Annotated in this window: 17 protein-coding genes; 5 read left to right on the top strand and 12 right to left on the bottom strand. The window is 64.8% G+C overall.

What is annotated here, in order from left to right; genetic code table 11:
- The first annotated feature begins 145 nt into the window (after positions 1-145).
- On the top strand, positions 146-2,764 hold the full coding sequence (glgP, locus tag AC1MCD_RS03600; protein ID WP_498675918.1) for an alpha-glucan family phosphorylase: 2,619 nt from the start codon (positions 146-148) through the stop codon (positions 2,762-2,764).
- On the opposite strand, the gene AC1MCD_RS03595 is transcribed toward glgP, so the two are convergent.
- Genes AC1MCD_RS03595 through glgX form a run of 3 tightly spaced genes read right to left on the bottom strand, consistent with a single transcriptional unit; the run spans position 2,765 to position 5,750 of the window.
- Positions 2,765-3,121 carry a barstar family protein gene (locus tag AC1MCD_RS03595; RefSeq protein WP_498675916.1) on the bottom strand — a complete coding sequence of 119 codons (357 nt, stop codon included), beginning with the start codon at positions 3,119-3,121 and terminating at the stop codon, positions 2,765-2,767. It abuts the gene before it with no gap.
- A gap of 8 nt (positions 3,122-3,129) precedes the next feature.
- Positions 3,130-3,621, bottom strand: a complete 492-nt coding sequence (locus AC1MCD_RS03590) for a guanyl-specific ribonuclease (protein ID WP_498678157.1) — start codon at positions 3,619-3,621, stop codon at positions 3,130-3,132.
- A 17-nt stretch (positions 3,622-3,638) separates the two neighbouring features.
- Positions 3,639-5,750 carry a glycogen debranching protein GlgX gene (gene glgX, locus AC1MCD_RS03585; RefSeq protein WP_498675915.1) on the bottom strand — a complete coding sequence of 704 codons (2,112 nt, stop codon included), beginning with the start codon at positions 5,748-5,750 and terminating at the stop codon, positions 3,639-3,641.
- A gap of 137 nt (positions 5,751-5,887) precedes the next feature.
- On the opposite strand from glgX, the gene AC1MCD_RS03580 reads away from it, so the two are divergent.
- Positions 5,888-6,682 (top strand): carbon-nitrogen hydrolase family protein, encoded by a 795-nt coding sequence (locus tag AC1MCD_RS03580; protein WP_498675913.1) that lies wholly within the window; start codon positions 5,888-5,890, stop codon positions 6,680-6,682.
- A 227-nt stretch (positions 6,683-6,909) separates the two neighbouring features.
- Here the strand turns inward: AC1MCD_RS03580 and rlmB are convergent, their stop codons facing one another.
- From rlmB to AC1MCD_RS03555, 5 genes are all read right to left on the bottom strand, one after another.
- Positions 6,910-7,899 (bottom strand): 23S rRNA (guanosine(2251)-2'-O)-methyltransferase RlmB, encoded by a 990-nt coding sequence (rlmB, locus tag AC1MCD_RS03575; protein ID WP_190990216.1) that lies wholly within the window; start codon positions 7,897-7,899, stop codon positions 6,910-6,912.
- An 89-nt stretch (positions 7,900-7,988) separates the two neighbouring features.
- Positions 7,989-9,446, bottom strand: coding sequence for a cysteine--tRNA ligase (gene cysS / locus AC1MCD_RS03570; RefSeq protein ID WP_498675910.1), 1,458 nt, complete (start codon positions 9,444-9,446; stop codon positions 7,989-7,991).
- 9 nt (positions 9,447-9,455) lie between these two features.
- The gene (gene ispF, locus AC1MCD_RS03565; protein WP_498675908.1) at positions 9,456-9,971 is read right to left on the bottom strand and encodes a 2-C-methyl-D-erythritol 2,4-cyclodiphosphate synthase; all 516 of its coding nucleotides are present in this window, start codon (positions 9,969-9,971) and stop codon (positions 9,456-9,458) included.
- A gap of 2 nt (positions 9,972-9,973) precedes the next feature.
- A complete protein-coding gene (ispD, locus tag AC1MCD_RS03560) occupies positions 9,974-10,756 on the bottom strand; it encodes a 2-C-methyl-D-erythritol 4-phosphate cytidylyltransferase (RefSeq protein ID WP_498675906.1) in 783 nt (260 codons plus the stop codon).
- Positions 10,757-10,891: 135 nt separating this feature from the next.
- Entirely contained in the window at positions 10,892-11,374 is a 483-nt protein-coding gene (locus AC1MCD_RS03555; protein WP_026266570.1) for a CarD family transcriptional regulator, read from the bottom strand.
- Between the two features lie 270 nt (positions 11,375-11,644).
- On the opposite strand from AC1MCD_RS03555, the gene AC1MCD_RS03550 reads away from it, so the two are divergent.
- Positions 11,645-12,196 (top strand): hypothetical protein, encoded by a 552-nt coding sequence (locus AC1MCD_RS03550; protein WP_498678154.1) that lies wholly within the window; start codon positions 11,645-11,647, stop codon positions 12,194-12,196.
- 110 nt (positions 12,197-12,306) lie between these two features.
- Here AC1MCD_RS03550 and AC1MCD_RS03545 read toward each other — a convergent pair whose 3' ends face one another.
- Both AC1MCD_RS03545 and AC1MCD_RS03540 read right to left on the bottom strand, forming a co-directional pair.
- Positions 12,307-12,987 carry a response regulator gene (locus AC1MCD_RS03545; RefSeq protein WP_190990219.1) on the bottom strand — a complete coding sequence of 227 codons (681 nt, stop codon included), beginning with the start codon at positions 12,985-12,987 and terminating at the stop codon, positions 12,307-12,309.
- The gene (locus AC1MCD_RS03540) at positions 12,984-14,192 is read right to left on the bottom strand and encodes a sensor histidine kinase (RefSeq protein WP_498678151.1); all 1,209 of its coding nucleotides are present in this window, start codon (positions 14,190-14,192) and stop codon (positions 12,984-12,986) included. Before AC1MCD_RS03540 ends, AC1MCD_RS03545 begins: the two co-directional genes overlap by 4 nt.
- A gap of 200 nt (positions 14,193-14,392) precedes the next feature.
- Here AC1MCD_RS03540 and phoU point away from each other — a divergent pair, with 200 nt between their 5' ends.
- Complete coding sequence (gene phoU / locus AC1MCD_RS03535; RefSeq protein ID WP_498675903.1) at positions 14,393-15,046, top strand: phosphate signaling complex protein PhoU; 654 nt, start codon at positions 14,393-14,395, stop codon at positions 15,044-15,046.
- A gap of 74 nt (positions 15,047-15,120) precedes the next feature.
- Here phoU and AC1MCD_RS03530 read toward each other — a convergent pair whose 3' ends face one another.
- Positions 15,121-15,867 carry a phosphoglyceromutase gene (locus AC1MCD_RS03530; RefSeq protein WP_477708468.1) on the bottom strand — a complete coding sequence of 249 codons (747 nt, stop codon included), beginning with the start codon at positions 15,865-15,867 and terminating at the stop codon, positions 15,121-15,123.
- Between the two features lie 62 nt (positions 15,868-15,929).
- Between AC1MCD_RS03530 and AC1MCD_RS03525 the strand changes: the two genes are divergently transcribed.
- Entirely contained in the window at positions 15,930-16,769 is an 840-nt protein-coding gene (locus tag AC1MCD_RS03525; RefSeq protein ID WP_498675900.1) for a class I SAM-dependent methyltransferase, read from the top strand.
- Here AC1MCD_RS03525 and AC1MCD_RS03520 read toward each other — a convergent pair.
- Positions 16,757-17,080: a DUF2516 family protein gene (locus AC1MCD_RS03520; protein ID WP_441873041.1), complete on the bottom strand. Its 324-nt coding sequence runs from the start codon at positions 17,078-17,080 to the stop codon at positions 16,757-16,759. The two genes, AC1MCD_RS03525 and AC1MCD_RS03520, sit on opposite strands and share 13 nt — an antisense overlap.
- Positions 17,081-17,100 lie beyond the last annotated feature (20 nt).

Genomic DNA, 17,100 nt, shown 5'->3' with positions numbered 1-17,100 from the left:
ACGTTAGCGAGAAATGACCCAGATAGCTAAGCCTGCGAGGTTTTTTGTCGCGGCGATTCGTCTTATCCACGGCGTCAACTGTCATTTACCTAAAAGAAAGCCAAAGCAGTTCCCGCTGTTGAGGTTGTCGGTTAGTGTGGCGCAGGTGAAGGCAATCCGCAGATTTACCGTCAGAACCGTCCTCCCCGAGCCGATCAGGCCCCTGGTCCGGTTAGCGACCAACCTGCGCTGGTCCTGGCACCGGCCCACCCGGGAACTATTCGCCAGCCTGAACCCGCGTAAATGGGAGGAAAGCGAGCAGGATCCCGTCAGCTTCCTTGGCCGGGTCAGCCGCGAGGAGTTCCAGGCCCTGGCCGCGAACCAGTCCGTGGTGGAACGCGTCCGGGCCGCCGCTGAGGATCTTGACCGCTACCTTGACCAGCCGCGCTGGTATCAGGGCCTGGGCGCCGACGCCCCCGCCGCCATCGCGTATTTCTCACCCGAATTTGGTATCACCGAGGTACTGCCGCAATACTCCGGCGGCCTGGGCATCCTGGCCGGAGACCACCTTAAGGCGGCGTCCGATCTTGGCGTGCCCCTCATCGGTGTTGGACTCCTGTACCAGGCCGGCTACTTTAAGCAGTCGCTCTCCCGCGATGCCTGGCAGCAGGAAACATATCCTGTCCTCGATCCGGATGGCCTGCCCCTCACGCTGCTCCGCGAACCGTCCCCTGACAATAACGGCCGGCCGTTGCAGATCACCCTGCCGCTCCCCAACGGCAGGCGACTCCTTGCGCACATCTGGCGTGCCGACGTCGGGCGTGTTCCGTTGCTGCTCCTGGATTCCAACGTTCCGGGCAACGACGACGCCGCGCGGGGCGTCACCGACCGGCTCTACGGCGGGGGTGGGGACCACCGGCTGCAGCAGGAACTCCTGCTGGGCATGGGCGGTGTGAAGGCACTGCGCGCTTACCAACGGCTGACGGGAACGCCGGCTCCGGAGGTGTTCCACACCAATGAGGGCCATGCCGGTTTCCTCGGCGTCGAGCGGATCCAGGAGCTGATGTCCGGGGAAGCGGCCCTGACTTTCGACGAGGCGCTTGCCGCCGGCCGGGCGTCCACGGTGTTCACCACCCACACGCCTGTGCCCGCCGGGATCGACCGCTTTGAGATTGCCCAGATCCAGCACTTCTTCCAGGCCGGGCTGGCGCCTGCCGTGCCCGTGGACAGGATCCTGGAGCTTGGCCGCGAAAACTACGCCGAGGGCAACCCGTCAGTCTTCAATATGGCGGTCATGGGACTCCGGCTGGCCCAGCGGGCCAACGGCGTGGCCAAACTGCACGGCGAGGTGTCCCGCGGAATGTTCTCCGCACTGTGGCCCGGCTTTGACCACTCCGAGGTGCCCATCACGTCCGTCACCAACGGCGTCCACGTGCCCACGTGGGTTGACAGCCGGATTTCCCAGCTCGCCCGGAAACAATTCGGGCCGGAGGCCGAAACCCAGGGCCGCTGGGACTTGGCCTACAACGTCAGCGACGCCGACGTCTGGGCGCTGCGCCGCGAAATGCGCTCGGCCCTGGTGGACGACGTCCGCCGCCGGCTCCGGGCCGCGTGGAAGAAGCGCGGGGCGGCCGACGCTGAACTGCGCTGGACTGACAGCGTGCTGGACCCGGACGTCCTGACCATCGGCTTCGCCCGCCGCGTCCCGACCTACAAGCGGCTTACCCTGATGCTGCGCGAGCCGGACCGTCTCAAGGCACTGCTGCTGCACCCGGAACACCCCATCCAGCTGGTGATCGCCGGAAAGTCCCACCCTGCGGACGACGCCGGCAAAAAGATGATCCAGGACCTGGTCCGGTTCACTGACGACCCCGAAGTCCGTCACCGGATTGCGTTCCTCCCGAACTACGACATCGCCATGGCCAGGACGCTGTTCCCGGGCTGCGACGTCTGGCTCAATAACCCGCTGCGTCCACTGGAGGCCTGCGGCACCTCGGGTATGAAGGCCGCCATCAACGGTTCGCTGAACCTCTCGGTGATGGATGGCTGGTGGGATGAGATGTACGACGGCGAAAACGGCTGGGCGATCCCCACAGCCAACAATGATGCGTCCCCCGAGGAACGCGACGACATTGAGGCTGCCGCACTGTATGAGCTCCTGGAAACCCAAGTGGCGCCCCGCTTCTACGGCAGCACGGTGTCCGACAGCGCCGGCGCTGCAGGCCCGTCCAGCACCGGGGCCGAGAAAGTACCCACGCACTGGGTGTCCATGATCAAGCACACGTTGTCGCACCTCGGCCCGGCCGTTTCTGCGGACCGGATGCTGCATGACTACGTCAATGTTCTCTACCGGCCTGCAGCGGTGGCCGGACGCAAGGCGGTGGCCGACTCCTACTCGCAGGCACGGTCGCTCGCCGCGTGGACGGCCCAGGTGCGTGCAGCCTGGCCGCTGCTGCACGTGGAGCACGTTGACTCCGTGGGCGTTTCCGAGGATCCGCAGATCGGGGACACCCTGCAGGTGAACGCCTACGTCGCGTTGACCACCCTGACGCCGGACGATGTCTCCGTGGAGGTCGCCTACGGGCGCGCCGAGGAAAGCGACACCCTGGCCGACGTGACGGTGATGGACCTGCAGCCCAAGGAGGACCTGGGCGGTGGCCGCTACCTGTTCAGCGGCTCCCTGGTGATCGACCGCTCCGGCCCGTTTGGCTACACCGTCCGCGTCCTGCCCCGGCATGAGGCGTTAGCGTCAAAGGCCGAACTGGGGCTGATCGTCAACGCCTGACTAGAGGAGGACCGCGGCGACCGCCAGGTCGCCGCGGGCGTAGCTCTCGGCGTCCTGGAGGATCTCGCAGATGATCCCGAAGGAACGGTCGCCGCGGAATGTCGCGGCGACCTGCCAGAGGATGGTGACCGGGGCGTTGCCGTTTTCGCTGATGCTGTCCGCGAAATCGTGGAGTGAATCGTTCAGGGCGTCCAGGTTCACGCCGTAGTGCTCGGGGAAGCCCAGGACCTCACCGAACGTTTCGAGGACCGCTCGTTTGCTGTCCGCAGCAGGCACCCGCAGGCTGCGGCGGCCGGCATCGGCCACCTGTTCCCGGAGTTCTTCCATGGTCCATGTATCGGCGGAGTAGATTTTCATACCGGGGTTCAGCTGCCTTCTGCAATGAATTTGAACGAGTCGTAATGGTCTTGGGTGTAGTACTTTTCTCCCCCGGCGCCGGCAATGATCCGGCGGGCCCCGCGGTCCGACTCTCCCGGGGTGGGCACGGTGTACTCGCGGTAGTAGCCTGACGCCTTTCGCGGGAGGATACGTTCGAAGTTGCCGAAGGTCTGGTCATCCTGGCTGTAGGAGTAGGGCCCGCCTTTACGGATCAGCACGAGGGTCCTGCGGGCTTCGGCCGGGAGCGCAGACTCGCTGATCGCCGGCAGCCCGGAGGGGTTGGCGGGAACCGCCGCCACGGGTCCTGAAACTTCCGCCGGACCGGGGACGGGAGCCTCCGGAACCGGTGCAGCGCTGGGACTTGCTGCCGGCGTCGGACTTCCCGTCAAGGATTCAAGGAGCCCGGGCCCGCCGAAAGCAAACAGCGCAAGGGCCAGCAGTCCGGCCAGCAGCAGGGCAACGACAGGGCGGTTGCGAATTTTTGGCCCCTCCGCGGCTACGTGCGGTAGATGTTGATCGAGTTTGCCTCCACCAGGTCGGTCTCGCCCGATGCCACGAGTCCGCCCTGGCGGATCTCGTGGAGGGGCGACGTGGTCAGCCGCAGTTCGAACATCCGGCGCGGCGTACCGTCGTCGTTGGTGAGTTCGGGGAGGGTGATCTTCACGTCGGATGCGCCGCCGTTGATCACCACAAGGCCCGCCAATGTGCCGTCGTCCGAGCCGAGCAGGAGCTGCATGACCCGGTGCCGCGGGTCATTCCACCGATCCATGGACATCGGCTGTCCGGAGTGGTCGAACCAGTGGAGATACGACTGTTCGTCCCGGGCCGGATAATCGTGCGGCTGGCCTGCCAGGAACTCCTTGCGCAGCCGGATGAAGCGCTTGGTGCTGCGGAGCATCTCGTGGGATTCCGGGGTGCGCGTCCAGTCAATCCAGGTCAGGGGGTTGTCCTGGCAGTAGGCGTTGTTGTTTCCCTGCTGGCTACGGGCCAGCTCGTCCCCGGCGGTGATCATGGGCACGCCCAGGGAAATCATCATCGAAGCCATGAGGTTGCGCCGGGACTGTGCCCGCTTGGCCAGGATGTCCTCGTCCTCGGTGGGGCCTTCGAAACCGTGGTTGTAGCTGCGGTTGTCCCCGTGGCCGTCCCGGTTCTGCTCGCCGTTGTCCTCGTTGTGCTTGCGGTCGAAGGAAACGAGGTCGTGGAGGGTGAAGCCGTCATGGGCGGTAACGAAGTTGAGCGACGCCAGCCTGGAACGGCCCGATGCTTCAAACAGCCCGGCCGAACCGGACAGGGCATCGGCCAGCCGGGCCACGGATCCGCCCTGCCCGCCAGACTCAATGGCCGCGCGGTCGGCGAGCCAGAAAGTACGGACCCCGTCACGGAAGTGATCATTCCAGTCAACCCAGCCGCCGGGGAACCGGCCGGTCTGCCAGCCGCCGTAGCCTACGTCCCACGGTTCGGAAATGAGCTTCACATCCGACAGCACAGGATCGGCTGCCACAGCCACCAGGAATGGATGATGGGGATCAAATTGGTTGTCCGCATTCCGGCAGAGCGTCACGGCCAGGTCAAAGCGGAACCCGTCAACATGGAATTCGTCCACCCAGTAGCGGAGGGAATCCAGGACCAGCTGGACCACCCGGGGGTGGCCAAAGTTCAGGCTGTTCCCGCAGCCGGTGGTGTCCACATATTTCCCGTGACCGTCGGTGCGGTAATACGTTTCCTCACCAAGGCCGCGGAAGCTGGTGGTGGGGCCATCGGGCCCGCCCTCGGCCGTATGGTTGTACACCACGTCAAGGATCACTTCCAGCCCGGCCGCGTGAAGCAGCTTGACCATTCCCTTGAATTCGTCCTGGACCGCCTGCGGGCCGGCCTCCTGGGCAGCCTTGGTGGCATAGTCCGGATGCGGGGCGAAGAACGCTGCAGTGTTGTAGCCCCAGTAGTTGGTCAGGCCAAGGTCCTGAAGGTGCAGCTCATCCAGGTGGAAGTGCACCGGAAGCAGTTGAATCGAGGTGACGCCCAGGCTTTTGAAATGCTCGATGATGGCCGGGTGCGCCATGCCTGCGTAGGTTCCGCGCAATTCTTCAGGAACATCCGGGTGCAGCATGCTCTGGCCACGGACATGGGCTTCATAAATGATGGTGTTCCGCCAGTGCAGCCTCGGCCGCTGATCGTTTCCCCAGTCAAAATCGGCGGCCATGCGCACACTAGTCAGGAATCCCTCACGCTCATCCACCGCACGGCCGTAAGGATCGAGCAGCAGCGGCTGCCCGGCGTCCCCATCCAGGTCCAGCATGGGGAAGGACAGCGGCAAAGCCTCGGAGGTGGGCGCCGCGCGGAACCCGTAGCGCGAGCCGTAGGGGAAATCCTGCACAATGCCGTGGTGGACGCCATGCGTGACATTGGGTAGCAGTTGCCTGCGCCACACACCGTTGGGGGCGTTGTAGACAATCTCGAGGTTTTCCACGCCGGGCGCATAGACAGCAACATTGGCGCTGGACGGCAGGACACTGTCCGTGCCAGTCCCGGCGCGCGGCACAGTGACACCGAGTGGATGCGCCGAGGAGGCATCCATGGTGGAGGCGGTGTCAAATAGCGGCATAACCATCACGGTCAATGGTAGCTGTCAGCGCCTGTTCAGCCGCACTCCGGCGTTTGTGACGCCGGGCGTCCGCCCACGGCGGGTGGGTCCGGAGCTGTCTCCGGGTTGCATACTGGAGGGAAACGTCGACATGGAGGTACATAGTGCGGGTTGCGCTGGCTCAGATCATCAGCGGCCGGGACCTGGCCGCTAACCTGTCCATCCTGGAGCAGGAGGCGCGCAGGGCCAAGGCCGGCGGCGCGGACATGGTGGTGTTTCCGGAGGCATCCATGCGGGCATTCGGGAACTCGCTGCTGGACATTGCCGAACCCTTGGACGGGCCGTGGGCCTCCCGGGTGCGCAGTGTTGCGGCCTCGTTGGAGATCGTGGTGGTGGCAGGCATGTTCACGCCCGGCTCCGAGGGAAAGGTGCGCAACACCCTGCTCGCGACCGGGCCAGGAGTGGAAACCAGTTACGACAAGGTCCATCTTTTCGACGCGTTCGGCTTCCTGGAGTCGGACACCGTGGACCCGGGCACCGAACCAGTGACATTCGCTGCGGGCGGCCTGACTTTCGGGCTTTCCACCTGCTACGACATCCGTTTCCCTGCGCTTTTCATGGCCAACGCTGAGCGGGGTGCGGACGCCAACATCGTCTGCGCCTCGTGGGCCTCCGGGCCCGGCAAGGTGGACCAATGGCGGCTCCTGGCGCGGGCCCGCGCGCTGGATTCCACCACGTACGTCCTCGCCTGCGGGCAGGGTGACCCGGTCACGCAGGGCGTCCCGGCCAAGAGCGGAGCACCGACGGGTGTGGGCCATTCGGCGGTTGTCTCGCCATTTGGGGAGATATTGGAAGAGCTCGACGGCGCGCCCGGACTGCTGTTCGCAGACCTGGACGCCGCCGTGGTCAAGGAAGCCCGCCAAAAGCTCCCGGTGCTGGCCAACCGCCGCGCGTTCTAGACCCGGACGCTCTATCACTTAATGTCGCTTAAACGGCAACGCTCTCTCACTTTCTTAGGGAAAGTGAGAGAGCGTTGCGTCAGAACCCACATTAAGTGAGAGAGCGTTGCGTCAGAACCCACATCAAGTGAGAGAGCGTTGCGTCAGAACCCACATCAAGTGAGAGAGCGTTGCGTCAGAACCCACATCAAGTGAGAGAGCGTTTGGTCCCGCAGCCTCGCTGCGAGTTACTTGGCGGAGCGCTGCCTGGAGATTTCGTACAGCGAGATGCCGACGGCCATGGAGGCGTTGAGCGACTCCATGGCGGAGTCGATGGGGATGGAGACGATCTGGTCGCAGTTTTCGCGGACCAGGCGGCTCAAGCCCTTGCCTTCGGAGCCAACCACGATGCACACCGGTTCCGTGCCGAGGGTGAGGGCGGGCAGCGAGACATCGCCGTCGCCGTCGAGCCCCAGGACGAAGATGCCCATGTTCTTGAACTGCTTCAGCGCGCTGTTGAGGTTGCCCGCGCGGGCTACCGGTACACGTACGGCCGCGCCTGCACTGGTCTTCCAGGCCGAGGCTGTGACGCCCACGGAACGGCGCTCCGGGACGATGACGCCATGGCCGCTGAAGGCGGACACGGAGCGGATAATCGCACCCAGGTTGCGGGGGTCCGTGATGCCGTCGAGCGCCACGAAGAGCGGCGCGTTGGAAACGTGGCCCTTCTTCCAGCGGTCCACGGTTTCCTCGGCCAGGTCATAGGCGTCCTGGTATTCGTACGGCGGGATCTGCAGGACGAGGCCCTGGTGGACGGCGTCGTCGGTCATGCGGTCAAGTTCGGGCTTGCCGGTCTCGAGCAGCGGGATGCCGCGTTCGGCAGCGATCTTCAGCGATTCCTTAACACGGTCGTCCATTTCGATCCGGATGGCGATGTGCAGGGCCTTCGCGGGGATGCCGGCACGGAGTGCTTCGACCACCGAGTTGCGGCCGGTGACGACTTCTTCGGTGGCGCGTCCCTTGGGACCGGAGCGGGCTGCGCCGGCGCTGCGGGCGCCGGTACCGCGCTTGGCCGCAGAGCGTTCGGCGAGCTGCTTGCTCTTGTGCGCCTTGTGGTACGGGCGGTCCTCCGCCTTGGGTGTGGGGCCTTTGCCTTCCAGAGCCTTGCGGCCGTGGCCACCGGTTCCGATGGTTGGCCCCTTCTTTGCTTTGACCGACCGGCGACCGTTGTTGGCCATGAGAGTTCCACCCTTGATTGTTTGACTGAGTCTGCTTACCAGTCTACTGAATCAAGTAAAATCGCCTGACCTTGGCGAAAATCCTGGCGTCAGTCCCGCTGGAGGCTCCAGGTGGCGCCGTCAGGGCCGTCCTCGACGGCGACTCCCGCTGCCTTGAGCGTGTCCCGGATGGCGTCCGAGGCGGCCCAGTCCTTGGTGGTCCTGGCCTGGGCCCGGGCAGCGAGCTGGGCTTCGATCAACACCTCGAGGGCAGCCGTTTTGCGGGCATCCGATACCGCGCCGGTTGCCACGGCGTTCAGGCCGAGAACGCGGAGCATGTCATGAACCGAGTGCAGCGCCTGGCGAGCGTCCTCCGGCCGGCCTTCCGTCAGTGCGGTGTTGCCGGACCGGACGGTTTCGTGCAGCACCGCGAGTGCCTGCGGCACGTTGAGGTCGTCATCCATGGCCCGCTCGAACGCCCCCGGCACCTTGCCGTAGGTGGCGAAGCCGTAGTTGCGGCCGTCGGAGAGGGCCCGAACGGCACGGCTGATGAAGCCGTCAATGCGTTCGACGGCGGCGGCAGCCTCCTCGAGCGAGGTGGGACGGTAGTCCAGCACTGAGCGGTAATGCGCCTGGCCGAGGTAGTACCGGACCACCCGCGGGGAGGCGAGCTCCAGCATCTCGGCGGGGCTGATGGTGTTGCCGATGGACTTGGACATCTTTTCACCCTGGTAGGTGACCATGCCGTTGTGCATCCAGAAGTTGGCGAAGCCGTGCCCCGCCGCCTGCGATTGGGCCATTTCGTTTTCATGGTGCGGGAAGCGCAGGTCCAGGCCGCCGCCGTGGATGTCGAACTCGGTGCCGAGGTATTTGGTGACCATGGCGGAGCATTCCAGGTGCCAGCCCGGACGGCCGGCACCCCACGGTGAAACCCAGCTCGCCGTCGTCGGCTCGCCCTCTTTGTAGCCCTTCCACAACGCGAAGTCCCGGGGATCTTTTTTGCCGCGGGGATCGGCGTCGGGCGCGCCCTGCATGTCGTCAATGTTCTGGCGCGTGAGAGACCCGTATTTATCCCAGGACCGCACGTCGAAGTAGACATCGCCGGAGCCGTCCAGCGCCGGGTAGGCGTGCCCGCGGTCGATCAGCTGCTGCACCAGCGCGTGCATCTCCGGGATGTGGCCCGTGGCGCGGGGTTCGTACGTGGGGCGGGACACACCCAGTGTGTCGTAGGCCTTGAGGAATTCCTGCTCGTAGCGGTAGGCCAGCGCCCACCACTCCTCCTCGCGGACTGTATCCGGCCCTTGGTCGAAACCGGGTTCGAAGGACTCTGCGGATTTGGTAAGGATCTTGTCGTCAATGTCCGTGACATTGCGGACGGCGGTGACGCGCAGGCCCCGGTACTCAAGCCAGCGCGTGAGTTGGTCGAAGGCGATGGCTGACCGGATGTGGCCCACATGCGGCATGCCCTGCACCGTGGCGCCGCAATAGTACAGGCTGACCTTTCCCGGGACGAGGGGAACGAAGTCGCGGACTTCGGCGGATGCGGTGTCGTAAAAACGGAGGGTCACCGCTCCAGATTAGCCGATCCGGCCCGGTCGCTTGGGATACACCAGAGCGGTGGCGATGGCGGAAATGCCTTCGGCGCGGCCGGTGAAACCCAACCCGTCGCTGGTGGTGGCGGTAACGCTGACGGGCGCGTCCGCCGCCGCGCTCAGGACGTCCTGGGACTCCTGCCTCCGTGGCCCGAACTTTGGCCGGTTGGCCACAAACTGCACTGCCACGTTGCCGATCTCAAACCCCGCCGCCCGGACAATCCTCGCCGCCTCGGCCAGGAGAGTTACCCCTGAAGCGCCGGCGAACTCCGGACGGTCCGTGCCGAAGTGGGTACCCAGATCTCCGATGCCGGCGGCCGAGAACAGCGCATCGGCGACGGCGTGGGCCACGGGGTCGCCGTCTGAGTGCCCGGCAAGTCCGCGTTCGCCCTCCCACAGCAGCCCGCCCAGCCAAAGCGGACGGGGGTTCTCCTCGGAGGCGTAGGCGTGGACGTCCAGGCCGATGCCCGTGCGCGGCAGGATCATCCGTGCTTCCTCCATGCTCACCCTTCCACCCACCGGATGCCGAGCGGGCCTTCGAGCAGCCCCTCGGCAATGATCAGGTCAAGGGGTGTGGTGATTTTCAGTGACTGGGTGGCCCCATGGACGGCATGGACGGGGACGCCCAAAAGTTCCACGAGCATGGCGTCGTCAGTGACCGCGGCGGCCTGCGCCTCATCAAACCGGGAAGCCGACTCATGGGCCTGAAGCAACGTGGACAGGCGGAACCCCTGGGGCGTCTGGACAGACCTAAGGTCCTCCCGCGGGGCGGTACCGGTGACCAGTTCCGGCGCGATGGCGCTGTCATCGCCGCTCGTTCGGGTTACGGTCTTGACCGTATCCACCACCGGGACTGCCGGAATGACCGCAACGGCACCGGCGGCCAGCGAGTCCACCACGCGGTGGAAAACATATTCGGGTGTCAACGCGCGGGCGGCGTCATGTACCAGCACCGCTTCAATCCCCTCGATCAGGCCGTCGATGCCGGCCCGGACAGACTCCGCGCGGGTGGCACCGCCGCCCACCAGCGTGAGGACGGGGCCGCCGTCGGCCAGTTCCTGCCTGAATGCCTCCAAAGGCCCCTGCAGGCCGTCAGTGTCTGCCGGCAACACCACGCACACCTGGCTGCACACGCCGGAGGCCACGACGCCGCGGAGCGCATGCATCAGGATGGGCTCGCCGCCAAGTGGCACCGCCGCTTTCGGCATTCCGTAGCCAAGCCTTTCGCCGGAACCGGCGGCCACAAGGATGACGGCGGTGACAGGGCGGGGCAGTCCGTTGTTCATGGCGTCTAGCCTACGTCCCACCCGGCCCGTCCGGAGGAGCCCCGCGGCGGGATTCCACGGTCGCCGGGGCGCAACGGCCCGGAATTGGGCAAAAAGAAACCCCGGAGGTGCTTACACACCCCCGGGGTTCAATTCTTAGGAAGCCAGGACCTCGTCGAGAACGCTTGCCGCCTTCTCTTCATCGGTCTTTTCAGCCAGCGCAAGTTCTGAAATCAGAATCTGCCGGGCCTTGGCCAGCATGCGCTTCTCACCTGCGGAAAGGCCCCGATCGTGATCACGGCGCCAAAGGTCACGGACGACCTCTGCTACCTTGATGACGTCACCGGAAGCAAGCTTCTCCAGATTTGCCTTGTATCTGCGTGACCAGTTGGTGGGTTCTTCAGTGAACTCGGCACGGAGCACGTCGAATACGTGCTCCAGGCCTTCCTTGCCCACTACGTCACGGACCCCAACAAGGTCAACGTTCTCTGCTGGAACTTCAATGGTCAGATCACCCTGGGCCACCTTGAGCTTGAGATACATCTTCTCTTCGCCCTTGACAGTGCGCATCTTGATTTCTTCAATTTTTGCAGCACCGTGGTGAGGGTAAACTACTGTCTCGCCGACCTCAAATACCATGTAAACATTCCCCTTTCCCGGCAACCAGTTTATCACGATTAAGGCATATGACTGGCCGGGAACCGGGCCCGGAACCCCGTGTTTCCGCGGAAAATGGGCCAAATCAGACCCTTCGGACCCCTTGACGGATGCGGATAATAGTGCATGCAGGGCCTCCTGCCAAGGACAATGTGACCGCGCGGAATCCTCGTTTGGGCCTGTTTGCCGCTAGGCTAAGGCTGATTAATGTTTCCACACTCTCGAGGAGTACGTGACGTGCGTTTCACTGCGATGAACCGGGCCCAGAGCGGCAAACTGGCACTGGCGGCAGGAGTTCTGGCCCTGGGCTTGGCGACGATGACTGGCTGCGGCTACATCACCCCCCAGCAGACCACTCACCAGTACTCCTCCTCGGACGGCATCCGCGCGGACCTTGGGCCGCTGCAGCTCCGGAACATGCTGATCGTCTCCTCCGGCGAGGACAAGCCGGGCCGCCTGATCGGCGCCGTCTACAACTCTTCCTCGCAGGATGTGAAGCTCACGGTCAACGGCGCCAAGGGTTCACAGACCCAGGTCCCGGTAAAGGCCAACTCCTACACCCTGCTCAACGAATCCACGGACGAAGCCATCCTCAGCACGAGCGGCGGCATTCCGGGTTCGCTCGTGGACATCAAGGTCACTGAGGACGGCACCAACGTCAATAAGACTGTGAAGCTGCCTGTCCTGGACGCCACGCTGCCCGAGTACAAGGAGTACCTCCCTGCCGGCAGCGAACCGACCGGATCCGCCTCACCCACGCCCACGCCCTCGGCCTCGGCAAGCGCCTCCGCCGCAGCGCACTAGGCACACACAGCACTCAGGCAACTGCAGCACACGCAAAAGGAGGGGCTCCCCCGGGAGCCCCTCCTTTTGCATTCGCCGGCGCCACGCGTTTACCGGCTGCGCGCCCCGGCCTACGGCTCGAACTTGTAGCCGAGACCGCGGACCGTCACCAGGTAGCGCGGGGCTGAGGGGTCGGGCTCGATCTTGCCGCGGAGCCGCTTGACGTGCACATCCAGGGTCTTGGTATCCCCCACATAGTCGGATCCCCAGACCCTGTCGATCAACTGGCCGCGGGTCAGCACCCGGCCCGAATTCCTGAGCAGCATTTCCAGCAGCTCGAATTCCTTCAGCGGCAGGAGGACCTGCTCGCCGTCCACGCTGACCACGTGCCGTTCTATGTCCATGCGGACGGGGCCCGCCTGGACTGTGGCAGAAATCAGTTCTTCCGGCTCACCCTGCCGGCGGAGCACGGCCCGCACGCGGGCCACCAGCTCACGGGAAGAATACGGCTTGGTGACATAGTCATCGGCCCCCAGTTCGAGGCCCACCACCTTGTCAATCTCCGAGTCCTTGGCCGTCAGCATGATGACCGGCACACCGGAACGCTGGCGCAACTGGCGGCAGACCTCCGTTCCGGACAGGCCGGGCAACTGCAGGTCCAGGAGGACCAGGTCCGCCCCGTTCCGGTCGAACTCGGTGATCGCATCGAGGCCGTTATCCACTACCTCGACCTCGAATCCTTCCTTGCCCAGCAAATAGGACAACGGGTCGCTGAACGACTCTTCGTCCTCAACAATCAAAATCCTGCTCAAGCGCTGGCTCCTTGCTCATGTACGCCGCGCTCTTTAACACGCTCGGGTACGGCTCGATCTTTGACAACTGGATTATCGGGTTCGTCCTGCCTCTCCATCTCGGGGAGCCTCAGGGTGAAGGTGGAACCCTGGCCGGGCCGGGACCACAACGTCACCTCACCGCCGTGGTTCGATGCAACGTGCTTAACGATGCTCAGGCCCAGGCCCGTGCCGCCGGTGTGGCGGGACCGTGCCGCGTCCACACGGTAGAAGCGCTCGAAGACCCGTTCCTGGTCCTCCGGGGTCATCCCCTCGCCCTGGTCCGTAACCGATACGGCGATGAGTCCGTCCTTTGACCGGACACCCACGCCCACCTTGGTGTTTTCCGGCGAATAGCGGATGGCGTTGTCGATCAGGTTCCGCAGCGCAGTAACCAGCAGGTCCCGGTCACCAAACACCGTTGCGTCTACGGGTTCCCCCACAACGATCTGGATTTTCTTGCTTTCAGCTGGCAGCTGGGAACGGTCAACGGCTTCGGCGATAACAGCGTTAATGTCCACCGCGCTGCCCCCTTGGGACACGCTGGCGCCTTGGAGCCGGGAGAGCTCGATGATGTCCTGGACCAGGGCGGCCAGCCGGGCTGATTCCTTCTGCATCCGCTTGGCGAAGCGGCGGACAGCCTGTTCGTCATCTGCTGAGGATTCCAGCGCCTCAGCCAGCAGGGAAATCGCACCCACCGGAGTCTTCAGCTCGTGGGATACGTTGGCAACGAAGTCGTTGCGGATCTCTTCCGTGCGGGTGATCTCGGTGCGGTCGTCGGCCAGCAGGAGGATGTATTCCTCCCCAAGCATGGCCGCACGCACCTGCACAATGATGGTGCCCTGGCCCAGCGGGCCTCGCGGGAGCTCGAGCTTCTTCTCCAGAATCACGCCGTCGCGGCGAACACCGGCTGTCATGTCCAGCAGCTCCTTGTGGACCACCGTGTGGCCGCGCACCAGGCCATAGGCGTACGCAGCGGGGCTGGCTCTCACCACTCCGTCAACGGCGTCCACCACCACAAATGCCCGGCCAACCACGGCCAGCACTTCCGCGGCGCCTTTCGGCAGGGAAGGCTCGTCCATGTCGACGTCGACAAACTGGCGCTGCTTTTCACTGACCCTGAACGCGAGCACGCCAAAGGTGCCGAGCGCCAGGCCGACGAGGCCCGCGATGACACCGATAAGCATAGGATCCACGGCTCCAGCTTATGCTGAGATGAGCGGCTTGCCGGTGCGTCCGGGGCCGTTGCACCGACGGTTCAGCTAACGTTCATTTACAAGAGACCGTCCGTTCACCGCACGCTGGCAGAGTTACGGGTTGGAGTGCCGAACGGCGACATGAATTCCGTCTGCCATTGGGGGCGGGATTCCAGAGAAAGGACGCCCCCGTGCGTAAGGTTTTTCAGGAAGAGCTGACCCAGGTCGGTGAGCAGCTGGTTGAGATTTCCAAGTTGGTCAGTGAGGCAATGGAGAAGGCCACCACGTCTTTCCAGGTTGCAGACGTTGACCTGGCGGAAGACGTCATCGCGGCTGACGCCCGCATCGATTTCCTGCAGAACAGCCTGGACGAACGCGCCATCGACATTCTCGCCCTGCAGGGTCCGGTAGCCAGCGACCTCCGTATGATCGTCGGCTCGCTCCGGATGAGCGCCTCGCTGGAGCGGATGGGCGACCTTGCCCGGCACGTGGCCCAGCTGGCCCGGCTGCGCTTCCCGTCCAACGTGATCCCCGCATCCATGACGGAAACGTTCAAGAAGATGGCCGAACAGGACCAGCTGATCGCGGACAAGCTCACCGTGCTCCTGGAAACCAGGGACCTCGAAGTGGCCCGCGACATCCTGAAGGCCAATACCGCCATCGACGACCTTCACCTGAGCGTCTTCAAGGCCATCGCTTCCCCGGACTGGGCAGAGTCCCCCGCCACCACCGTGGACGTTGCCCTCGCGAGCCGCTACTTCGAACGGTTCGCTGACCACGGTGTCTCCGTGGCACGCAAGGTCACCTACCTGGTGACCGGCGAATGGCAGCCACAGGGTCTCTAGCCCAACTTCACCCCGTACGACGGCGGGCCGGTCACCTCGAGGTGACCGGCCCGCCGTCGTTATAGCTGCTTTGCCTATTTTTTGCCCTGGTTCGCGACTGCCAGGATGGCCTCGGCCGCGGCGTCGGGGTCCAGATATGTGCCGCCCGGCTTGATCGGCTGGAAGTTCTCGTCGAGGTCGTAGACCAGCGGGATCCCGGTGGGGATGTTCAGGCTGGCGATGGCGTCGTCGCTGATGCCGTCCAGGTGCTTGACCAGGGCGCGCAGGGAGTTGCCGTGCGCGGTGACCAGGACAGTCTTGCCGGCCTTAAGGTCTTCCTTGATGTCCGATTCCCAGTACGGCAGCAGGCGGACCAGGACGTCCTTGAGGCACTCGGTACGCGGCAGGGCGTCGCCGAGGTCGGCGTAGCGGGGATCGTGGGCCTGGGAGAACTCGCTGTCATCCGACAGGGGCGGCGGCGGGGTGTCGTAGCTGCGGCGCCATTCCATGAACTGCTCTTCGCCGAACTCGGCCAGGGTCTGGGCCTTGTCCTTGCCCTGCAGGGCGCCGTAATGGCGCTCGTTCAGGCGCCAGTCACGCTTGACGGGGATCCACCCGCGGTCCGCCTTGTCCAGCGTGATGTTCGCCGTGTTAATGGCGCGCTTGAGCAGTGACGTGTAGAGGACGTCGGGCAGGATGTTGTTCTCCACCAGGAGCTCACCGCCGCGGGCCGCTTCCTCGCGCCCCTGGTCGTTAAGGTCAACGTCCACCCAGCCGGTGAACAGGTTCTTGGCGTTCCATTCGCTGTGGCCGTGGCGCAGCAGAATCAGCTTGTAAGTCATGATTTTCATCCTAGCCGAGGCGCACTACAGCCCGTTTTGCGTTACGAAGATAGGGTTGGGCCGTGGTGCAAAAAGCTGAACGGGTTAGCGCTTCCCAAGACCGGGGCGGAAAGCCGGTGGGAAACGTCACCCGCGGTACCACCAACCCCAACCGGATGCGCCGCGTGGACCGCTGGCTCACGGGACCCCAGTCCTGGCGGCTGCGCGCCGCCGCAGACCCGTTGGTGGTTGACCTGGGGTACGGCGCATCGCCCGCCACCGCCGTCGAACTTTTTGACCGCCTCCGCGCCGCCCGGCCGGACGTGCGCGTGGTGGGGATCGAGATCGAACCGGAACGGGTCCGTGCGGCCAAGGCGCTGGAACGGCCGGGACTCACCTTCCAGGTGGGCGGCTTCGAACTGCCTGTACCGGGGCGCCCTGTCCTGGTCCGTGCCTTCAACGTCCTGCGGCAATACGAAGAGGCTGACGTTGCGGGAATTTGGCGCCTGGTCCAAAGCAGGCTCTCCCCCGGCGGGCTTTTCATTGACGGGACGTGCGATGAAATCGGCCGCCGGGTGACCTGGATTGCCCTCGACGCTGAACGGCCGCTGTCACTGAGCATGTCCATGCGTTTCGGCAGCTTTGACCTGCCCTCAGACATCGCCGAGCGCCTGCCGAAGGCCCTCATCCACCGCAACGTCCCCGGCGAACCGGTGCACCGGCTGATGCAGGCCATGGACCGCGCCTGGCTGGAATCAGCGCCGCTGGCCTCGTTCGGCAACAGGCAGCGCTGGCAGGCGATGTGCAAGGCACTGCGCGACGGCGGGTGGCCGGTTCAGAACGGGCCGTCGCGGTGGCGCCTGGGTGAACTGACAGTGGGCTGGGAAGCGGTGGCGCCGGGGGCCCGGGGTCACCAGCCGTAGGGGCGGCTGCCTCCGCGGCCGGCGTCCTTGACGGCGGGGCGGACGTCGGCGAGGTAGACGGAAGCTGCCACCACGGCAGCCAGCCCGAACAGGCCGAGGGTGCCGAAGATGCCGCCACTGCTGAAGAGAGAGATGACTCCGATGAGGGTGGCGCCGGCGGTCAGCGCCAGCCAGAACGTCTTGGTCCGTTTGCCGGTGGCTTCAAAGGCGGCGGACTTGTGGCGGACGCAGTCCAGCAGCGCCCACGCCTCAAGTCCCAGTGCCACCAGGGCAAGGACAAAAAATATTGCCGTCTCTACGTATGAAATCATCACTCGACCGTCCACCGTCC

Source organism: Arthrobacter sp. BF1, from assembly GCF_056680215.1.
The sequence above is the reverse complement of the archived record's forward strand: the minus strand, read 5'-3'. Positions and strand labels throughout refer to the sequence as shown.